The organism is Nitrospira sp. Ecomares 2.1, assembly GCF_965152585.1.
Window position 1 is genome coordinate 4,445,208 of record NZ_OZ224219.1, and the last position, 19,816, is coordinate 4,465,023.

Annotated in this window: 16 protein-coding genes and 1 tRNA gene; 12 read left to right on the top strand and 5 right to left on the bottom strand. The window is 49.0% G+C overall.

What is annotated here, in order from left to right:
• Positions 1 to 5: 5 nt before the first annotated feature.
• From ACWHYD_RS19535 to ACWHYD_RS19545, 3 genes are all read right to left on the bottom strand, one after another.
• Entirely contained in the window at positions 6 to 284 is a 279-nt protein-coding gene (locus tag ACWHYD_RS19535; RefSeq protein ID WP_447963677.1) for a proton-translocating transhydrogenase family protein, read from the bottom strand.
• A gap of 16 nt (positions 285 to 300) precedes the next feature.
• Positions 301 to 1,467 (bottom strand): NAD(P) transhydrogenase subunit alpha, encoded by a 1,167-nt coding sequence (locus tag ACWHYD_RS19540; protein WP_447963678.1) that lies wholly within the window; start codon positions 1,465 to 1,467, stop codon positions 301 to 303.
• A 261-nt stretch (positions 1,468 to 1,728) separates the two neighbouring features.
• A complete protein-coding gene (locus ACWHYD_RS19545; RefSeq protein ID WP_447963679.1) occupies positions 1,729 to 3,003 on the bottom strand; it encodes a hypothetical protein in 1,275 nt (424 codons plus the stop codon).
• Positions 3,004 to 3,265: 262 nt separating this feature from the next.
• Here ACWHYD_RS19545 and ACWHYD_RS19550 point away from each other — a divergent pair, with 262 nt between their 5' ends.
• The 3 genes from ACWHYD_RS19550 to ACWHYD_RS19560 are packed head-to-tail and all read left to right on the top strand — an operon-like array spanning position 3,266 to position 6,185.
• Positions 3,266 to 4,309, top strand: coding sequence for an alkaline phosphatase family protein (locus ACWHYD_RS19550; RefSeq protein ID WP_447963680.1), 1,044 nt, complete (start codon positions 3,266 to 3,268; stop codon positions 4,307 to 4,309).
• A 16-nt stretch (positions 4,310 to 4,325) separates the two neighbouring features.
• The gene (locus ACWHYD_RS19555) at positions 4,326 to 4,772 is read left to right on the top strand and encodes a hypothetical protein (RefSeq protein ID WP_447963681.1); all 447 of its coding nucleotides are present in this window, start codon (positions 4,326 to 4,328) and stop codon (positions 4,770 to 4,772) included.
• A 24-nt stretch (positions 4,773 to 4,796) separates the two neighbouring features.
• Positions 4,797 to 6,185, top strand: a complete 1,389-nt coding sequence (locus ACWHYD_RS19560) for a HEAT repeat domain-containing protein (protein ID WP_447963682.1) — start codon at positions 4,797 to 4,799, stop codon at positions 6,183 to 6,185.
• 64 nt (positions 6,186 to 6,249) lie between these two features.
• Here the strand turns inward: ACWHYD_RS19560 and ACWHYD_RS19565 are convergent, their stop codons facing one another.
• Positions 6,250 to 7,932: a glycine/sarcosine N-methyltransferase gene (locus tag ACWHYD_RS19565; protein ID WP_447963683.1), complete on the bottom strand. Its 1,683-nt coding sequence runs from the start codon at positions 7,930 to 7,932 to the stop codon at positions 6,250 to 6,252.
• Positions 7,933 to 8,413: 481 nt separating this feature from the next.
• On the opposite strand from ACWHYD_RS19565, the gene ACWHYD_RS19570 reads away from it, so the two are divergent.
• The 7 genes from ACWHYD_RS19570 (at position 8,414) to ACWHYD_RS19600 (ending at position 15,204) form a co-directional block, all read left to right on the top strand.
• Positions 8,414 to 9,892 (top strand): glycine betaine uptake BCCT transporter, encoded by a 1,479-nt coding sequence (locus ACWHYD_RS19570; protein WP_447965900.1) that lies wholly within the window; start codon positions 8,414 to 8,416, stop codon positions 9,890 to 9,892.
• A 122-nt stretch (positions 9,893 to 10,014) separates the two neighbouring features.
• On the top strand, positions 10,015 to 10,464 hold the full coding sequence (locus ACWHYD_RS19575) for a hypothetical protein (RefSeq protein ID WP_447963684.1): 450 nt from the start codon (positions 10,015 to 10,017) through the stop codon (positions 10,462 to 10,464).
• 524 nt (positions 10,465 to 10,988) lie between these two features.
• Positions 10,989 to 11,354, top strand: coding sequence for a hypothetical protein (locus ACWHYD_RS19580; protein ID WP_447963685.1), 366 nt, complete (start codon positions 10,989 to 10,991; stop codon positions 11,352 to 11,354).
• A gap of 108 nt (positions 11,355 to 11,462) precedes the next feature.
• Entirely contained in the window at positions 11,463 to 12,590 is a 1,128-nt protein-coding gene (locus ACWHYD_RS19585; protein ID WP_447963686.1) for a HEAT repeat domain-containing protein, read from the top strand.
• Between the two features lie 15 nt (positions 12,591 to 12,605).
• A complete protein-coding gene (locus ACWHYD_RS19590) occupies positions 12,606 to 13,697 on the top strand; it encodes a HEAT repeat domain-containing protein (protein WP_447963687.1) in 1,092 nt (363 codons plus the stop codon).
• 15 nt (positions 13,698 to 13,712) lie between these two features.
• Positions 13,713 to 14,483 carry a HEAT repeat domain-containing protein gene (locus tag ACWHYD_RS19595; RefSeq protein ID WP_447963688.1) on the top strand — a complete coding sequence of 257 codons (771 nt, stop codon included), beginning with the start codon at positions 13,713 to 13,715 and terminating at the stop codon, positions 14,481 to 14,483.
• Positions 14,484 to 14,535: 52 nt separating this feature from the next.
• Entirely contained in the window at positions 14,536 to 15,204 is a 669-nt protein-coding gene (locus ACWHYD_RS19600) for a HEAT repeat domain-containing protein (RefSeq protein ID WP_447963689.1), read from the top strand.
• A 154-nt stretch (positions 15,205 to 15,358) separates the two neighbouring features.
• Here ACWHYD_RS19600 and ACWHYD_RS19605 read toward each other — a convergent pair whose 3' ends face one another.
• Complete coding sequence (locus tag ACWHYD_RS19605) at positions 15,359 to 16,690, bottom strand: UDP-glucose dehydrogenase family protein (RefSeq protein ID WP_447963690.1); 1,332 nt, start codon at positions 16,688 to 16,690, stop codon at positions 15,359 to 15,361.
• Between the two features lie 152 nt (positions 16,691 to 16,842).
• Here ACWHYD_RS19605 and ACWHYD_RS19610 point away from each other — a divergent pair.
• Both ACWHYD_RS19610 and ACWHYD_RS19615 read left to right on the top strand, forming a co-directional pair.
• Positions 16,843 to 16,917, top strand: a tRNA-Gly gene (locus ACWHYD_RS19610).
• Positions 16,918 to 18,198: 1,281 nt separating this feature from the next.
• Positions 18,199 to 19,746: a hypothetical protein gene (locus ACWHYD_RS19615; RefSeq protein WP_447963691.1), complete on the top strand. Its 1,548-nt coding sequence runs from the start codon at positions 18,199 to 18,201 to the stop codon at positions 19,744 to 19,746.
• Positions 19,747 to 19,816: the final 70 nt, after the last annotated feature.

Below are 19,816 nucleotides of genomic sequence, written 5' to 3' on the forward strand. Positions count from 1 at the left end.
TAGTTTTAATTCTTCTTTTTGAACATGGCCAACATTCGGTTCGTCACCATAAACCCACCAATCACATTGATGCTCGCCAAGACCACAGACAGAAAACCCAAAACTGTAGTAACCCACAGTTCGGTTCCTGTAGAAACAATGGCTCCCACTAAGGTGATACCTGAGATGGCATTAGAACCTGACATTAAAGGAGTGTGAAGAGTGGGCGGGATCTTCGTGATGACCTCGAAGCCCACGAAGATCGCGAGAACAAAAACTGTAAACGACATGAGAAACATTTCCATAGCAATTCCCTCGTTCTTACGCCGATTGAGCTGGAAGCCCCAATAACTCTCGAATGCGCGGCTGAACAACTTCCCCATTTCGCGTCATTATGGTTTCTTTCGTAATTTCGTCGTTCATATCAAGTTGAATTTCCCCCTTTTTCACCAAATGGAGGAGAAAGGTCGCCACATTTTTGGCATACATTTGACTGGCATGAAACGGAACGGTTGAGGACAAGTTTTCAGGACCATGAATAGTCACACCATCCACTACAATAGTGTGGCCAGGCTTGGTCAGCTCGCAGTTCCCGCCCCGCTCTGCAGCCAAATCAACAATCACTGACCCTGGAGCCATAGCCCCAACCATATCGGTCGTAATAAGAATCGGTGCTTTTTTCCCAGGCACGGCTGCCGTGGAGATTACCACATCACTGGCGGCAATGACTTTTCCCAATAACTCCCGCTGCTTTTTGTAAAAGGTTTCATCTTGGGCTTTGGCATAGCCCCCTTTATCTTCCGCCGCGCCCGTTTCCAATGGCAGTTCAACAAACTTGGCACCTAAACTTAAAATCTGTTCCTTGACGGCCGGCCGTATATCATACGCCTCGACAGCAGCCCCTAATCGCTTAGCCACAGAAATAGCTTGCAATCCTGCAACCCCAGCACCAATGATCAAGACCTTAGCAGGGGTGACCGTTCCGGCTGCGGTCATGAGCATTGGAAACATTTTGGGCAGAGAAGTGGCGGCAATCAGTACCGCTTTATAACCAGCGACTGTGCCCATGGAGGAAAGGATGTCCATGCTTTGGGCACGGGTAATGCGAGGCATCAATTCTAATGCAAAGGCCGTGACCTCACGAGAAGCAAGGTCTTGAACCGATTGCGGGACAGTCAAGGCTTCGGCCATTCCAATTAGCATCTGCCCTTTGCGAAAACCGGCTAAGTCTGATTGGCCTTCGGTAGGGTTAGCCCCCAGCAAACGCACCTGAACCACGCAATCAGCCTTTTCAAACACTTCTGCGCGAGAGGAGGCTATGGTTGCCTCTTTTTCGATATAGGTGGAATCAGGGTAACCGGCTTGCTCACCTGCCTTGGATTCCACAATGACATCCATTCCCCCTTTTTTCAGTGAGGGAAGCACGGCTGGAACTAGAGCAACACGGTGTTCACCAGGATACGTTTCTTTCAGGACGCCAACAATCATAGGGGCATATCTCTAAAAATAAGGGTTATAGAAATTTTACAAATTTATTAAATCTGCAGGGAATTTTAAGGCTCCTTAACAAACCCTGTGTTGATATCATAGGGATTCAAAGAGAATCAATGTGTCTTTGGATCTATAAGGTGAATGAGACTAACGGCCCATCGTGTTAGGCAAGACCGAGGCAACACGCCTCATAGCCAATCAACAGAGAAATCACAGGAGAGGTAGCCACGGGTTCCGCGACCAAAAGAAACTTTTCACTCAACTACTTTTCTTTGAATAGAATGCCTGCGCGATTTCAGTCGCCAGAAATAGCATGGCACGGCTATGGGTATAGCATGCATGGCCGAATAAATGTTGTCGAGGAGACTCCTCCGCTTGCACCCCATATTCCACCAACAAACATTGTCCGTCATTGGCACATCGTGTCGCACGCCTGGTGCATTCCAGCCACCGTTCAAAGCCGTCATAGGGTTCAAAAATTTCCCGGAAATCAACATTGGCCTGCTCGGCCTCAGGGTTATTCGGAACCATGTCCGTTCCAGCTACAGCCAATTGCTGTACATAATCACCTCCAGTTTGATAGGGCACTTCCCACGCAATTTGAGGTAATTCCATTTTAGCCAACCAACGCTTGCCATCCGTTCGAATTTCACGATGATTCACAAAATGAAGTAGATGACCAACCCCATCGATATCCCAACCATAGCGAATCGGTGTCCCTAGCGTGACAACATCGACCGCTGCTCCATTTAACGCCACTTGATCCATTACAAGACCATACATACGTTCGAGTTGGGCTACGGACCGATCCGCTGAAGGGCACGACTGCCAGTATTTGGCCAAAATCTCGAAAACGCGCGCCCTCGCCTCTGATTCCCCTTTGGTGAGAATATTCGACAATAAAGCCAGGACCTGCCCAGCATGACCATGACCGACGAGAAGAACCCGATCATCTTTTGTTAAGTCAAGACTAGAGCCCCATTTTTGAAGATACATTAAGAGGTGAATGGCGGCTTCGACTCGGCCAACATGATGATTTACCGAGGACCAAATGTAGCGATTACAAGGAATAGATTTCTCGCTCGCCGGAGTCAGGGCGAGTTCAATATTCCTTACATACGACGAAGAAAAATTCCCTATTTCCTGAGCGAGCAGGTCCAACCTTTTGTGCGTTGCTTCATCGTCTGACACAGGGGGGTGGAGGGAATCTCCTGGGAAACAAATACCGTTTGTGGCAGGGCGAAGAAGAGCCAGCAACGATTCTAAACCAGATATTCCCCGTGAATACCCTCGTTTTAAACCTCCAACCTCATCTAACCTGGCAGCTCCAAAGAGATCCATAAAGGGAAGACCCTGGAGAAAGAGTACCCCCTTCACTCGGGATTGGGCCATGTGTTCGCCAACGCCAGCCATGGCTTGGCCCCACTCAGGAGAGTCCGGAGCCGCTCCAGGCTGAAAGGTTCGATAGCCCACCCGTGCACCAGGGTCCGACTTTGAATAATTGGCATGTTGGAAATTATTTTCGTGAGGCATCGCGAACCATCCATACTGTGAATACCCCCATTCATAATGGATACCCCAGACCGAGGGCAAGAGAAGCTTGAAAATTTTTGGGGTCCTTTATTATGGAAAGAAACGCCTGGGCTTCTCAGTTGGTTGACCGCCTGAAAATCTGCATGATAAGTTCAAATCCAACCACTCATCTGACAGTGGAGGAGAAGTTTCCTACTCAGAGAATGTAAGGTTCATTCCCAATTTCATCTATATTTTCTTTTCCTGGAGCAGGGCAGAAATTATGAGCACTTCCCAAATACCTACCCCCCAACATCGTCGTGGTAAACGCATGCGGTGTTTTTTCTTCGCATGGAGTTTGGTCTGGCTTCCGCTAATCGGAGGAACAGCTTCGATTGCTTCTGCCACACAAGCCGAACACATCATTCTGGTTGTATTGGAAGGGATCAAATCATCATCCATCCAAAGCGGTGCCACCCCAAACCTGGCTCGTTTAGCTAAGGAGGGAGTGGTGACCTGGGCCGCTCACTCCATTGCCCCACCTCTCACTGTTCCGGCGATGGCCTCTCTGCTCACCGGACTTCAAGTCGAGAAGCATCGGGTGACCGCCGAATGGGAAACATACGATTTTGCACGTTCATTTATGCGTTCACCCACAGTCTTTGATTACATGGATCTGGCTGGCGGAAAAGACACAGGCGTCTTTCTTATGGATGAACGCCTCTATCAATTGATTCGACCTGAAATTTACGTCGATTCCCAAGTCTGTGGCTACACCAAACCCCAATGCACGCCTGAAAGAGCGTCGGCATACATCAAAGACTTTTTAAAAAAAGTCACCAGTGAGAAAGGCTATGGCTTCCGGCTTTTTGGAGTACCAAACCTCTTATTAGTCCACCTGCCTACGGCGGTGAAGGTCGGACAAAAATACGGGTGGGATTCCGAAAAATACTCCGATGCCCTAAAGGCAATCGATACTACTGTGGAACAAATCATCCAAACGTATAAAGAACTTGGGGTATTGGACAAAACCATGGTGATTGTTACTGGCTTGAATAGCGGACCCCTTTCCTCCCCAGTAGGAGGCGTGAAACCAGTCTCTACCAGTCCTACTTCCCCTGAGTTAGATGCCACCGTCCCATGGATTGCCTGGGGCGCGAATATTAAGAAAAATCACCCCATCACCCAATCAGTCTCTTTGTTAGATACGGGAGCAACCATCATGTATGCCCTCGGGCTTGAAACGTATACAGAATGGGACAGCCACGCTATCGGTGAAATTTTCCAAACCGTTCCAGAACGACGGACCACCGGCAATGAACCATAAAACAAACAATAAAACCATGATTCGAATACATTTTCCGCGTCAATTCACACATATCGTTTTCTGCCTGTTGCTCATGGGAATTTCTCCACTGCTTATTCAGCTCGGGCACACCGCAGACTCTAACAACCCTTTGTTGCGACAATTTCCAATTACCGTGAATCCGAGCGCCCTCGCCCCTCCGACATGGTGGCACGTACCCGGCATGACGCCGTTGATTTGGACAAAAGATCCCATTAGTAGTGACGCCTACAAAACATCCGAGACCAGAACACTGAACCTCAAGCCTGGAGAATATCGCTTTGGGACTTTTACGTTTGATTTCTTATTCAAGGTCACCTTATCCGGGACCTTGGAATTCTCTCCAACACTTGATCAATGTGTAGACGGACGAGGAACACAAGTCCTGACAATTCGTTGTAGCCATACGCAACCCTATCCCCAAGAACCGGACTACCCGAAATAATCGGAAGGGATAAGAAGGAAAAAAATGTCGAATTCTGTGCAAGACTGGATTGATGCCCTGGAAGATGCCGATGATGCCACCCGAGAGGAAGCGGCTAAGGCCCTTGCGGAAAAGGGTGACCCGAAGACGCTAGAACCCCTTCTAAACGCCCTCGAAGATGACTATTGGTCGGTTCGATCTCATGTCGGATGGGCTTTGGCAAAGATTGGCGGAGAAAAAGCCGTTGATGGTCTCATTACACTTTTCAATGACAATATGATGGAAGTACAAGCTGAAGCAGTAAATGCCATGGCCTCCATGGGAAAAAGCGTCATTCCGCAATTACTGACTTGCTTAAAAGACAAACGGTGGCGGGTGCGCGAACAAGCCGCGAAAACGTTAGGCGAATTGCGTGACCCTCAGGCCGTCCAAGGCTTGAGCCTGGTGTGTCGTGACCGAGATGGTGCAGTCAAGAGTGCTGCAGCCGAAGCATTAGGAAAAATTGGAGACCCCAAAGCCATACCAACCCTGATTAAATTATTTAAAGATACATCCAAGATCGTGCGGGAAACCGCCGGAACCGCATTGATGTACGTTGGAAAAGAATCAGTCGATGCGCTTCTGGAATCCCTCAAAGACCCCCATTTCGTCGTGCGCTGTCACGCCGTTCGTGCGCTAGGAGGCATGACCACGGATTACCAAATGGGACGGGTGTGGGTACGTGAACCACGTGTCGTCGATGCCTTGATCGATATGGTAAAGGACCCTGACCGAGCCGTTCGCGAAGATGCCACAATTGCCTTGGGCAATATTGGAGATGCACGTGCGGTGGATGCCCTCATAGAAGCCATGAAAGATGGGACAGTAAAACGGCATGCAATCGCTTCCCTAGGCATGATCGGTGATCCTCGCGCCTACCCTCCCGTCCTGGACGCCTTAAAAGGTAAAGGGATACATCAGGAGGGGAAGCCAACCCCTGGCTGTATTATCAGCGAAGACCTCTTAATTAAAGAAGCGGCTGCCACAGCCCTTGGCCATTTCCGACATCCCAAAGTCATTCCGGATTTAGTGCTGTTACTCAAAGACCTAGTCCTTCGTGATTATGCCGCCAATTCCTTGGTCTTGATTGGAGATGCGGCCATTGAGCCCCTGGTATGGTTCTTCCATGACCCGGATTTATCGAAGGTCCAGCAAGAAAGCGAAAGGGTTTTGGCCTTTGCTACTTCTCGAATGACAGCAGGAGGTGCTCTCAAGAAAACGATACTAGATACCCTGGATAAACTCGGGTGGAAACCATCAGAAGGCATCAGCAAAGAGACCAGAGAGATTGAATATACCGATACTTCCAATGTGTTAGGTGAGGGAGGAGAGGGCCGCTTTGGCAAGAGCGGGGACTTTGCCATGCCGGCCAAACCACCTAAAATCGAACGGTAATATACTCCAATTCCCGTGTTGGAATGTGAAGGGGCTCCGCTCCTGACGGATGCCCCTTCCTCAATTAGTCTCGCCGGAAATGCAAAATTCCCCAGCTGAGGTGGCCACTTTTCCCAGCCTCTACCCAATGCTGGAGACCCACCTTCATATTAGCCAGATAATCCTCCGTACAAACCCGAATAAGCATATGATGTTGGGTGGTAAGTTCCTGAAGCACTCGCTCGTAATGTGAAGCAAGGTTCGCGGAAAGATCCTCAACTCCAACCTCTTTGAATCCAATTTTGGCAGCCAACTTCCTATAGTATTCAATCGATCCCAGTGAATCCAAATGAATACGATCTAAAATAGGTTGAAGCACATCGGGAGAACAGGTTGCACTCTTCATCGGATCGGTAAAAATAAATTGTCCGCCCTTAGCCAACACCCGGTGGACTTCCTGGAAAACTTTCTCCCGATCTCCGCTATGTAAAATGGCATCTTGCGACCACACCAGATCCACGCTCCCATCCGGCATGGGAATCGACTCAAAATTCCCGTCAATGACATTAATGGCTAGACTGATATTCTCCTTCTGATTGAGTTCTCTATTCCGCTTATTTTGGACTTCACTCAAATTCAGGCATCCAACCTGACATCCATATCGTCTCACAAGATGACGGGCGGAACCTCCGTACCCTGACCCAATATCCAATACCCGTGTCGTTGAATCAAGACCTTTGACAGAAGCCGCCATTTTCTCAACGGTTCGTCGGCTGGCATCGAAAATCGAGTCGTTGTCGGATGCGTACAATCCAATGTGAATATCTTCCCCGCCCCAGATTGTGGCATAAAACCGGTCAGCATCCGAACTGTTGTAATAGGCTCGAGCCGTATCCACGGTGGGGGAATAATTCAGATTGCCAATCTTGCCCATGATCGTGGGGGGGCGTTCCTCATTTTTATAGCGTTTCTCAGCCACATGAACATAAAAATCGGGGTCCTCAACTTTATGCGTTTCTTGAAAATCCGCATAGGTTTTTACTTGCTGAAAGCCAACCTCATTCATGAGCCGACGTGTATATTCTTTCCGCAGCGGAAACATATTCAAATGAAACGCTTCGCCATCGGGAAAAGTATATTTGAATCTGGCAAGCCCTTCATCAACATGTTCCGGCTCCGCACTCACATTGTCTCCGCAATAGTAATACACATGCTTTGAGGTAAACCCATTATCTAAAATTCCATCATAATTTCTTTGGTCCAGAATCAATACCCCATCGTGCTTCAGCGCGGTGTAAAATTCGGCCAAGGCTTTTCGCCGATCCTGCTCGGAAAAGAGATGAGTCAGAGAGTTCCCCAGGCAAATCACCGCATCGTATTTATTGTGTATATCCCGGCTCAACCAGCGCCAATCAGCATGAATCGTTCGCATAATAAACCCAGCTCGTCTGGCATTTTCAAATGCCCGTGCTAACATTTCAGGACTGCCGTCCGCACTCGTCACTTCGAATCCGGCACGCATGAGCCGAATAGAATGAAATCCCGTTCCCGTCGCGACATCCAATACCCGCTTGACGCCCCGTTCCTTCAAAATCCTGATAAAAAAGTCCCCTTCACTCGAGGCCCGGGCATCCCAATCAATCAAGGCGTCCCATTTTTGCACAAAACTATGAACATACTCCTGTTTGTACAAATCCGTTTTACGTTGGGCAATGGGATTATCCCCATATTTTTGCTTACTAACTGGCATCGTCGCTTTCTGAGTCATTAGGGGAAACCTCCTGGATGGCTACAGCCCTCACCACTGCTTGAGAATGATGGGTACAAGGTTAAGTAAAGGCTTGCGATTTACACATTTCATTACAGTATTCAAGTGAAAAAACCCGCAAGGGCAAAACAATAGTCTGTCTCCACGGACCAGAAATAAAATTGGGCTCCGTATTTTTCCTACGCGGGTAAGAAAGGCCCCACTGTTGTGTGTGAGATTCTCACACTAACTCGTTAGGCCCATCTTCGCAACCCCCTTTTGATGACGCTTTCATTCCTTCATCAACTCCCAAGTACAAAATTCAGTCGGTAGCCTTAAAATCTTAGGACGAAAAAAAGCTGATTTACCGCCACCTAAATAAAATTTGCCTACTCCTTGCCATTCTTTTCGGTTTGGCAATAAACAAAGGTTTCCTTGTTCAACAATGCCAAGTATGGTAAGGCCTAACCTTCCCATTCATTTCTATCGCCCCATGAACCCACTGAAATCTACCACCCTTGTTTTCAATATCTCCTGCGCCCTCGCCTTTCTCTTTTTGCTCTGGGGTGCCTTTGCCCCGAAACATTTAGCAAAAATCACCGGGACCGTCCAAACGGCCCTTCTTGATTCGTTTGGCTGGTTATATGTCCTGGCAGCAACCGGTTTTCTTATTTGCGCGTTCTGTCTGATTTTTTCCCGATGGGGTGATATTCCACTTGGGCCCGATGGGGCCAAACCTGAATTTCCTCTCCTCACCTGGTTTGCCATGCTGTTTTGCGCAGGCATGGGCATCGGTCTGGTGTTTTGGGGCGTGGCGGAACCCATATCCCATTTCCATGATCCCCCCATCGACGAAGGAGGAACACCCCAAGCCGCACGCCTGGCGCTGCAATATTCTTTTTTCCACTGGGGCCTACACCCCTGGGGCATCTACACCATGGTGGGCATGGCCCTCGCCTACTTTCAGTTTCGAAAAGGCACTCCAGGGCTATTTAGTGCAGGATGCCAGCCGGTTTTAGGCAGACATGCCACCGGGCCGATGGGAACGGCGGTAGATGTGGTCGCTGTTTTTGCCACGGTCTTTGGCGTAGCAACCTCCCTTGGATTTGGGGCTGTACAGATCAGCGGAGGATTATCCTATGTGTTTGCCCTGCCCAATACCCTCACCACTCAATTGGCCGTCATCGCCACTGTCACCGTGCTCTTTATGCTCTCCGCTCAAACCGGACTCCAACGAGGCATCAAATACCTTAGTAATCTGAATATGGTGCTGGCACTGACTCTCTTGTCGTTCTTGCTGTTTCTCGGCCCAACGCATTTCATCATGACCGTGTTTCCCTCGACCTTCGGAAACTACATCCAAAACCTTCCGACGATGAGCCTGAACCTCGCACCATTCCGAGATTCAACCTGGATTCACAACTGGACGTTGTTTTATTGGGCATGGTGGATCGCCTGGGCGCCCTTTGTGGGAACCTTTATTGCCAGAATTTCCAAAGGCCGGACGGTGCGACAATTTGTGTTGGGCGTATTGCTTGTTCCGTCAATATTTTGCGCATTTTGGTTTACGGTGTTTGGAGGAACCGGGATAGCATTAGAACTCTTTCAGGACGTGCCCTTGAAAACCGTCATGGAAAAGCAGGGAATCGAGGTTTTGCTCTTTACGGTATTAGAGGAATATCCAATGGGTACGGTCATGTCACTCATCGCCATTTTCTTGATCGGCACCTTTTTCATCACCTCAGCGGATTCCGCTACTTTCGTCTTGGGAACCTTAACCACGAATGGCAGCCTCAATCCCCCCAATCGGATCAAATTCACCTGGGGCATCATTCAATCCCTGTCGGCAGCCATCCTTCTTTGGTCAGGTGGACTCAAAGGCCTGCAAACCGGGGCCATCCTTGCTGCCTTTCCGTTTGTCTTCGTCATCATCATCCTCATCATCTCTCTCCTCAAATCCTTTCAGGAGGAAACCAGCTAGGCCTCGTGCGACAAAGGACACAATCTCTCAATAGTTGATTTGATCAAAAAAAATCGCTATTACTGCTAACCCTTGCAACCCTACAAAAATATACCTGTCACAGAAATATTAGAGAGGGATCAATGAAGTTAGACTCGCTTCCAACAGAATTTACGCCTTACAAGCAGTTAGAGATTGCGACGAATAAACTGGTCAATGGTGTGGCATTAGTATCAGTCAATGGATTCATTCCGGTTTTAATTGGAAGAGGAGAAACTCCTGAATTATGGGTGACCATTCCTGCCGATCAACAGGGGAAGGAATGGCGTCCAATCGTGAGTAAAAATTCATCTTTGCTTGATGTGATAACCGTCACTGCCTTGGGAAAGAAGATCGAAGTCGCCTTTGCCGACGAGATTGTTCTGGAAGTCAAAGAAATTAGCGGGGAAAACGCCGAAATTACGAAATGCAACCTTCGGCCATTTGGGATTAATGTGTTTTTAGAGGACGACTGTCTGAAAGTCATGACGAACCGCTATTCAGGCAACACCATAACCGAGGCAGAAATATTCATTGATGTAGGGAAAGGATAACCACAGCAAGATCGTTCGAAATGCCCTCGCACAACCGCACATTCTTGTTGGTGAACCATCATCGTGAATCCCAACATTGCGGGGCTTTCACCCTATTAGAGGACGCACACACAGAAAATCCAAAGGGAACCAGGCTCGCCATTTTCTCCCCCCGTCTGAGGCCAACCAGGGTGCCCTTCCATTTGTCTTTGTCATCATCACCCTCACCTATCTCCTTTCTCAAATCCCTCAACTGACGGGGCAAAAGACGGCAACATAGAAAATCACGTGTGACACGAGAGTCGTGGAAACAAATGCCATGCATTCTCCAGCCAGCGCTTTTTACAGGAAAATCTCAAGATGGATTCCCGATCCACACGTAAATCTGGAAGGCCAGAAATTTAAACTCCGAATGATCCAAGCACTTCTCATTCCGGACTTGCGCCATTTCATCTTTATTGTCAGAATGGCGATTGAAGGCCTCCCTGAAAGGCCAATGATTCCTACTTGACTCAAGTAAACGACAGAACCCGAAAGGAACAATCATGACTGACCTTGAGACGCCCCTCCCACATATCACCACCACCGAAACCCTGGTGAGATTTTATGTCCTTCTCTCCCAATACATCGACCGATGTCTGGATGAGGCCACCAAGCGCTCACTCCCGGAAGGAGAATTTCAAAAACACCTGAACGAGACTCACACCCAGGTGACAGAACTTCTCGCGACAAACCGGGTGGTCAAAAACAAGGCGGAGACCGAATTTCAACGGATCACCACGCTGTGTGAACAATTTTTGAAATCCCCGACCGATCAGGCCATTAAAGACAACCTGACCAACGAGCATGACGTTCTGAGAATAAAAATGTTAGCGTTGAGCGACCTCTTAGCGGTGTTTCGGTCGGTATAGGATATTCAACCGCCCTCACAGGCAACCACTCTTTCCCCTCATTGACCCCTCAAAAAATCGTGTGGTAACGTCGACCTTCGGGTTTTCCCTAATGGTAGGGAAAGGGGTGTGGTCTATATTCCACCACTTGGCACAAACATGGTCGACTCCGTCGCTGAACATATATCTGCGCTTGACGACGAGGATTGGGGGGTGCGTGAAGACGCAGCGGTAGCCCTCGGACGTCTTGGCGATCCCCGTAGCGTTCAACCATTGATTCGGGCGCTTCGTGACTCGGATCGGGCCGTGCGGGAAGCTGCAACCTCAGCATTAAAAGCGCTTGGGGAACCGGCCATTCTCTCGTTAGGGTTCTGCCTTCAGGATGCAAATCTTCAGGTTCAGGAATCGGCTGCGTGCATCCTGGCTGATATCGCTAACGAACAAGTCCTAGATCCCTTGTTGTTCGCGGCATTAAGTCCTAACTGGATTGTGCGAATGTCGGCAGCCAAAGGCCTCAGTCGGATCCAGAACCCCCAAGCCATTGATACGTTGATATTGCTTCTACAGGATAAAGTGCCGGCCGTCCGAGAGGAAGCAGGACGGGCCATTCAAGCCATCGGCAACACCAGCATTCCAAAATTATTGGAAAAATTAAAGGATGAAAACTGGAAAATCCGGTTGCGTGCGGTGGAAGCATTGGCCCTGTTAAAGCCCCTGGAAGCGGTAGGACATTTGATGATTCTGGTCCTCGAAGATTCCGATACTGCCGTGCGCCAGGACGCCGTGCGAGCACTTGGCCAGATCGGCGATCCCCGAGCCATTCCTCTTTTACTCTCGTCCCTTGCCCTCGACACGCCTTCGCTGAAATTGCCCTCGATTGAAGCACTTGGCCAAATCGGATCCACCGAAGCCATTCCCATGTTAATCGCGTTGGTCAATTCGCTACCCAAGGAAACCTACGAAGATCGCATGGAAGGATGCACCGACCCGCAATATAAAGAAGATCTTCCTCCCCTGGAAGCTGCCATCAGGGCCTTGGGAAAGATACGCGACCCACAGGCTATTCCCGCTCTTATACAAGCTCTGCAAAGTACGCTCCTGCGGACAGAAGCCGCCGAAGCCCTGACGCAGTTTGGCCAAAAAGCGGTGAATCCGTTGTTAAAGCTCCTAAAATCTACTAAAAATGACAATCTCCGTCGTCATGTGTTGGAATCTCTTTCTCACCTCGGCTGGAGGCCGGGCCAGATACGCATCTAACCGAAAGACCTGACGATGCCGAAAGAAACTTTCGAAACCATCATCTCTGAACTGGATCACGAGGAAGATTGGCGCCGAATGCGGGCCACCTCGACCTGCATGAAGGGGGGACCCAAGGCCGTCGAAGCCATTATTCAAGCTATGGCGACCGGTTCGACTCACTATAAGGTCGAAGCCGCAAAAATGTTGGCCCGCCTACGAGATCCCCGAGCAGGCCAGGCCCTCGCTCATGTCCTGAAGGATGAAGATGAACAGGTGAGACAGTCTGCCGTGGATGCCTTGGAACATATGGCTGGCATTTTGGATGAAGCCACCGCGGCTGCACTCTTAGAACATTTACGCGACGAAACTCTCCAGGAAAAAGTCACGGAACTCCTCGGTGTGATTCCCACCTCTATCGGTCCTCTGTCGGAACGGCTCAAGGATCCCGACCCAGCCATCCGCCTCCGGGCCGCAGAGATTCTCGCACACCTCCTTGATCCTCGATCGGCAAATGCATTTGTTGATGCCATGTCCGACCCCGATCTTCGTGACGTGGCCACCGATACCTTGCGCAAATTAGGTGCGATTCGAGACCGTGTCGATCAAACAATGGATGATCTGCGAGCGGTGGACGAATCCGAGTTAAAAGAAGGCGTGCGGCAGGAAGCGGTCATTCAACTGCATCGTATTGGCCGCCCAATCGTTGAAATTCTCATTGAATACCTGGAGGACGATGATTGGATCGTTCGGGAAGCTGCCGCTGATACCCTTGGCAAAATTGGCGATATTCGGGCGGTGGAACCACTCATGGTCAGGCTCCGGTCGGACAGCGATACGGGTGTAAAAGAGCATGCTCTTAAATCCCTTGGACTCATCGGCGATCCCCGGCCGGTTGAGTTATTCATTGAATCCATTCCCATTCGCCCCCTTCGTATACTCGCGGTCGAAGCCCTGGAGAAAGTGAAAGAAATCGAAGTCCTACGACCCCATATGGAATTATTTGCCAGATTAAAAACGGACCGGGATGGCCTGATTTCCTATAATTCAGGGGTCATCCTTGACAAACTCGAGGCTGCCACTGCACAAATGAGTATGGATGAAGAAGCCTGGGCCGAAAAGGAATAAAAGGAGTGTTGACCCATGACGGAAGGTAACCACGTAGATCCCTTATTGTCAGCGCTTCGTGATGACAATGAAGCCCTTCGGAATCATGCCGCCTCTCGGCTCGGAGAAGCTGGCTCTGAAGCGATTCCAAAGCTGATCAATATGTTCTTGGAAGACGATTGTGTGGTTCGTGAAGCAGCCACAAGCGCCTTGGTTCAAATTGGGGAATCTGCCGTTGATCCCCTGATTGAGGCGTTGAAAGATGATGAGGAATGGTCTGTTCGGGAACAGGCAGCTACCGCTCTCGGGAAACTCCGTGCGATTAAATCGGTGGAACCATTGGTCCAGGCCCTCCGGCACGACAAGGATGGAGGTGTGCGCACTGCTGCCATTTGGGCGTTAGAACGGATTGGGCATCCTGATGCGGTTCCCGCCTTAGTTGATGCCTTGATGGACGCGACCCTCCGTGAGGATGCCGCAAGAGTCTTAAAGAAATTGGGGGATTCGCGCGCGACTGATGCCCTGGTGGAAGGGTTACAGGCCTCGAATTGGATTGTGCGCCGACACGCGGCCGAGGCGTTGGGGAAAATTGGCGATCCCCGCAGTTTGGATCCTTTAATTCATGCTCTGGCTGATGAGGACTGGTTGGTTCGCCGCAATGCAGCCGAATCCCTGGCTCGTTTTAAGGATAGTCGAGCCATCGATCCCCTGGTCCCTTTACTCGAAGATGAAAATGAAATGGTTCGGGACACCGCCGAAGGTGCCCTGGCAAGCTTGGGATGGACACCCGGTTCTTCCCGATCATAACAACAAAAGCTCTTTTCGTTTTTTTAACTACAAATAAGGACACTGAACAATCATGGCAAATGAAGCACCCGCAAAACTCATTTCAATCGGCCCCAAAAGTGGCACGAAAAAAGACGGGTTTAATCTTGTGACTGAAAACGTCACTGCGATCAATCTTGATGAAAGACAAATCGAGGTCGAACTCTTGGCGTACGATGGGAAGACCGTCCTAATGGATGTCAGTGAAGAGGCGGTCGAAGACTTACAAAAGATCAAAATCGGTGACGGGGCGACTCTTCGCGTCGTTGAAGAAGACGGCAAACGAATCGTCAAAAGTTTTCGCATCCGCTCCAAGGACCCCAATATTCAACGAGCCGATGCTGCACTGCAAGATCTTACCGATTCTCACTGGCTCAATCGCAAGCATGCCATTGAAGTGCTTGGTGAACTCCGGGTGGAAGCAGCCGTGAAACCGTTAGTAGAAATGCTCAGCGATGAGGTGGGTGATGTCAGACAGCGTGCCTATGAGGCCTTGATCAAAATAGGCGCGCCCTGTGTTCCCGATGTCATTCCCTTTTTGGTGTCCGAAGAAGACGATCTTCGGCAATCGGCAACCGAAATTCTTCGAAAGATTGGAAAGCCCGCAGTCGAGCCTTTAGCTCTGGCATTAGGCGAGGCTGATGAAAAACTTCAAAAACGCATCATGAAGGTGTTAGACCGCATGGGCTATAAACGAAAATAGCGCAATCGGCAGGATACACCCAAAGCCATCCCATCACTTGCTCTACAAGCCCCGAAAGGCAACCGAAAACGTCTTGTGCCCGAATCCTGGCTTTTCTGGAAACAGGCTTCCCAACTAAGCTAGTCTTCAAGCACGAAACGTGTGTTGCGATCTTTTAGCTTTTTTGGGAAGGAGGGGCTCCCACGGTTTTTCGTCCCACCGAAACATAATGAAACCCCAGATCTTCCATCCTTTGGGGTTCATAAACATTGCGAAGATCGATAAAAATCGGAGAGGTTACTGCGGCCCGAACCCGGTCAAAATCCAAACTTCTAAACTGGTTCCACTCCGTAACCAACACCACGACATCCGCCCCTTCCATCGTGTGGTAGGCATCCTGACAGGGGATCATGGTGGGCAACACCTTCATCGATATCTCCAACGCCTCCGGATCATAGGTCCGCACGGTCCCACCCGCTTTCATGATCTGCTCTGCGAGGTACAAAGCCGGTGAATCCCGAATATCGTCGGTGTTGGGTTTAAAGGCTAACCCGAGTAAAGCAATGGTTTTCCCCCGCAACTCCCCGACCGCTTCTCGAATTTTCTCCATCATCCGGACTCGCTGCTGGTCGTTCACCCGTTTGGTCGCTTTGGCGATAGTCATCTCATAATTATTTTCATTTCCGATATTGATCAACGCGGCGGTATCTTTTCCAAAACACGATCCTCCATACCCTGGACCCGCATGCAGAAATTTCGACCCGATTCGTTTGTCTAAACCCATCCCTTTGGCCACCAGTTGCACATCGGCCCCAACCCCTTCACAGAGATTGGCCATTTCATTGATAAAGGAGATTTTCGTGGCCAAGAAAACATTTGAAGCATATTTGATCATTTCAGCGGTTGGAATATTAGTAATCACAATTGGCGTTTCAAGGATATACAAGGGGCGGTACAAATCTTTCATAATCGCCACCGATTCCGGACTGTCAGCTCCAATAACCACACGATTGGGCCGCAAAAAATCCTCAATAGCCGATCCTTCGCGAAGGAATTCAGGATTCGAGACCACGCCAAAACTACACGTCGTTGTTTGGTTCGCCTGAATAATCGACCGAATGCGTTTTGCCGTTCCGACCGGCACGGTGGATTTGGTCACCACCACCTTATATCCCGTCATCCGACTTCCCACATCTTTCGCCACCTGATCGATAAAGGACAGATCGGCTGACCCATCCTCACGGGATGGAGTGCCTACGGCAATAAAAATAACAAGGGCTTCATCAACGGCTTTGTGTAAATCAGTGGTGAATCGAAGGCGGCCGGCCGTCAGATTTTTGGTTACGAGTTCGGAAAGCCCTGGCTCATAGAAGGGCACCTTGCCCTTTTCCAAAGCCGCAATCCGGCTGGCATCCGTGTCCATACACAACACATTCAAGCCAAATTCCGCAAAACAAGCCCCTGTGACCAATCCAACGTACCCGGTTCCTATCACGCTGACATACATGAATTTATCCTCCTTGATCTCAATATGATATTTCCATTTTACTCGGTTAAAGTCTTATTGCACTTAAAAAAGAACGAATTAGTATACCCTATTCGATGTTGCTTGACAGCCTCCAGGGTGCCAACTAGAATCAGTTCAAATTTTCCTACAGAGCGGGAATAGCTCAGTGGTAGAGCATCGCCTTGCCAAGGCGAGGGTCGGGGGTTCAAATCCCCTTTCCCGCTCCAATTCTTTTATACCTTTCGAGCCTCATTGAGCCTGACAGACATTCCATCTGGCCTTTCATAAGACAATATCTTCAATGCTTCCGTGATTTCCTCCCCCATTCTGGCCACCCAGGCGAAAAATGGGCCGCCACTTCCGGCCTCTTACGATCATGTAAAGGCTGCCCTACTTCGTAATTCCCCCAAGACACTGAAGCCATGTGGTAAGGATCACCCGGGTACTGTTGAATCAGCGGCATCCTAGTAAAAGAATTGGTGGGGAACCAACCTGCGTAGTTTCCTCCCCTCCTCTTTTTCGAGGCAACGAAAAAAGCTTTTGAACACCGGTTGATCGCAAAGACGTTGCAAGAGAATGTCTAGGGAATCCCCATTTTGACCAACTCACGCCAGAAATACGGAAGTCGACCGTAACTGGTCAAAAACAATTCATCGATATGCCACATGTCGCCCGACGGTACTTGCTGCTTTCTTTACTTGCAAGCATTGGCAAATCAAAACTTCTGCCACCGTTAGGGATTATTTTCGTAAATGAACGTAATTCTGCACTCGGCGAGCGACACTTTCGCTTCACGGAAGCTGAGGCATAATCGTTGTTAAACCAAAGAGCATTTCTGAGGATGACGGCTGGGAACCGATAACCGGGGTAGACTGTCTGATAGGATTTTCATCCCACCAGGCTGTTTAATTTCATCCAACCTAATAACACCTCGCTCCTGCCTGCTTCTCCCGTACCCCAAATTGTATCGTTTTAGATAACAACCGTATCTCTTTAGATACTAATTGCATGCCCTCAAAAAGCTCTTTCCCAACAGCCATGAAGACGAAAGGAAGCTACAAAGGCTTCAACTAAGTCTTAGGATTTACCCTCTACTCAAATAAGCAGGCCCTCGCATTCCAGACTTTGAAAGCATATTGATCGACAAGGGTTTTTTCCTCATCAATGGTCCTTAATATCTAGACTAAAAATGATTTACCTGCCATAGCGAGAAGCGGCATTTTTCTTGCTCGCTTTAAAGTATCAAGTACACATTAGTCAGAAGGTTTCCATCAAACTCGCTTCCACTTTCTAGGAATGGGGTTCAGAGAGTGACAGTCATACCGATGACGTAGACCACTAAAGGTTCCTTCCAATAATCACGTGATATATCTGAAAACCACCGTTAAAAACCCCATGATCCCACCACTGATCATCTTCATCGCTATTTATTCAGGGGAAATAGTCTGTAAACAGGGATTATCGTGATGCACCCATTGGTTTGCATTGGGGGAAGCGTCACGCAGGGCATGAAAAGTTTTGCTCTACTTGAACCCCAATTGTCCTACCCTGCAATTATTGCTCATGAATTGGGTCTTTCCGATGATGAATTCCGGTTTCCTCATTTTACGGGTAAGGGCAGCTTTCCATTGAATATCGAATATCTTCTTCGAAAGATGGATCAATCTTTTGGAGAAAACGTCAATCTCTTGGAGCTTCCTTTTTCGGGAATTCTTCTGCGGGAATGGATGGACGAAATAGAGGACTATTGGGAAAGAGGTCCAGGAACCGCACCCCTAAATTATGAAGGATATTTTCACAATCTCGCTGTGTGGGGTTTTGAGATCCAAGATTCCTACCAAGTCACAGCGAAATTATGCCAACAGGTCATTTCACAAAACAAACCCACTGATAATTGGTTCAACCAAATTCCTGAACACGCGATGTTGGCGACTGCTAGGCGGGTCTTGAATCCCAGTCACTCTTCCGACCCCAAACAACTCAAGGCTAGCCAGGTCCAAAGAGCCGCAGAAATGGCGCGAAAGGACGGGATTGAAAATTTGATAATTAATTTGGGTGCAAACAACGTACTAATGAGTGTGGTTGACCTCGTGTATGAGGAAAGCGACGAATGGACAATTAAACAGAAAAATCCAGAATATCGATCCGAGGCACATCATCCCAATAAGAAGCATGTAACCGTTTATACACCTAAACATTATGAACATTTGCTTGATCGGCTTATCACCAAAGTGGAACAAATGAATTCAGGGAAAGGCGTACAGAGAGTATTTTGGGGCAATGTGCCACCGGTAACAGTTTTCCCTGTATGCCGCGGAGTCGGTGGACGCATGGAATCCGCCGAGGGGCTCAGTTCTCCTTATGGGGACAGAGACAAAGGACATCCTGATTGGTATCGTCGCTATTTTCAGTTTTACACCCGGCCCTGGATTCCTGATGACCGCTTTCATCCCGAAGAAGATCCTCACCTAACGGGAAAAGAAATTATTCAGATTGACACCGCAATCTCGACATACAACAAATTATTGAATGATAAGGTCGACCAACACAACAAGCGACGCCGCCACGCAGGCAAGAGTGAGGACTGGTTTATTGTTGACTTCCACAAGCTCCTTGATGAGCTGGCTTACAGGCGGTATCAGGAAGATCAGACTGTCCCGCGGCCCGATGGGTGGCAACCTCATAAAATTCCGCCAGAGTATGAAATATTACAGCTCGATACCAGATTTTTACGAGCCCATAACGGACAACGTACAGCTGGAGGATTTTTCAGTCTGGATGGCGTACACACGACCACAGTCGGAAGCGGGCTAGTGGCGCAGGAAATCATCGACGAAATGCAACGAAGGGGGGTGGAATTCCATAGACTGGTGAACGGGAAAAAGACCAAACGGAACCCGCCGATAAACGTCGACTATAACCGGCTGATTCGGCAGGATACGTTAATCGCCAAGCTTCCATCCACGATGGACGATCTCTGGGACAAACTCGAAAATGGGGATGAACTGGTAGATCTGTTTAAACGGGCATTCAGGGGTCTCGCCAAGCATTTTTGATTCTTCCACCAGGTGCGATGTTCTTTTTCATCTGAATGAAAAGACAATAGATCGAGCGCAGGCACAGTAA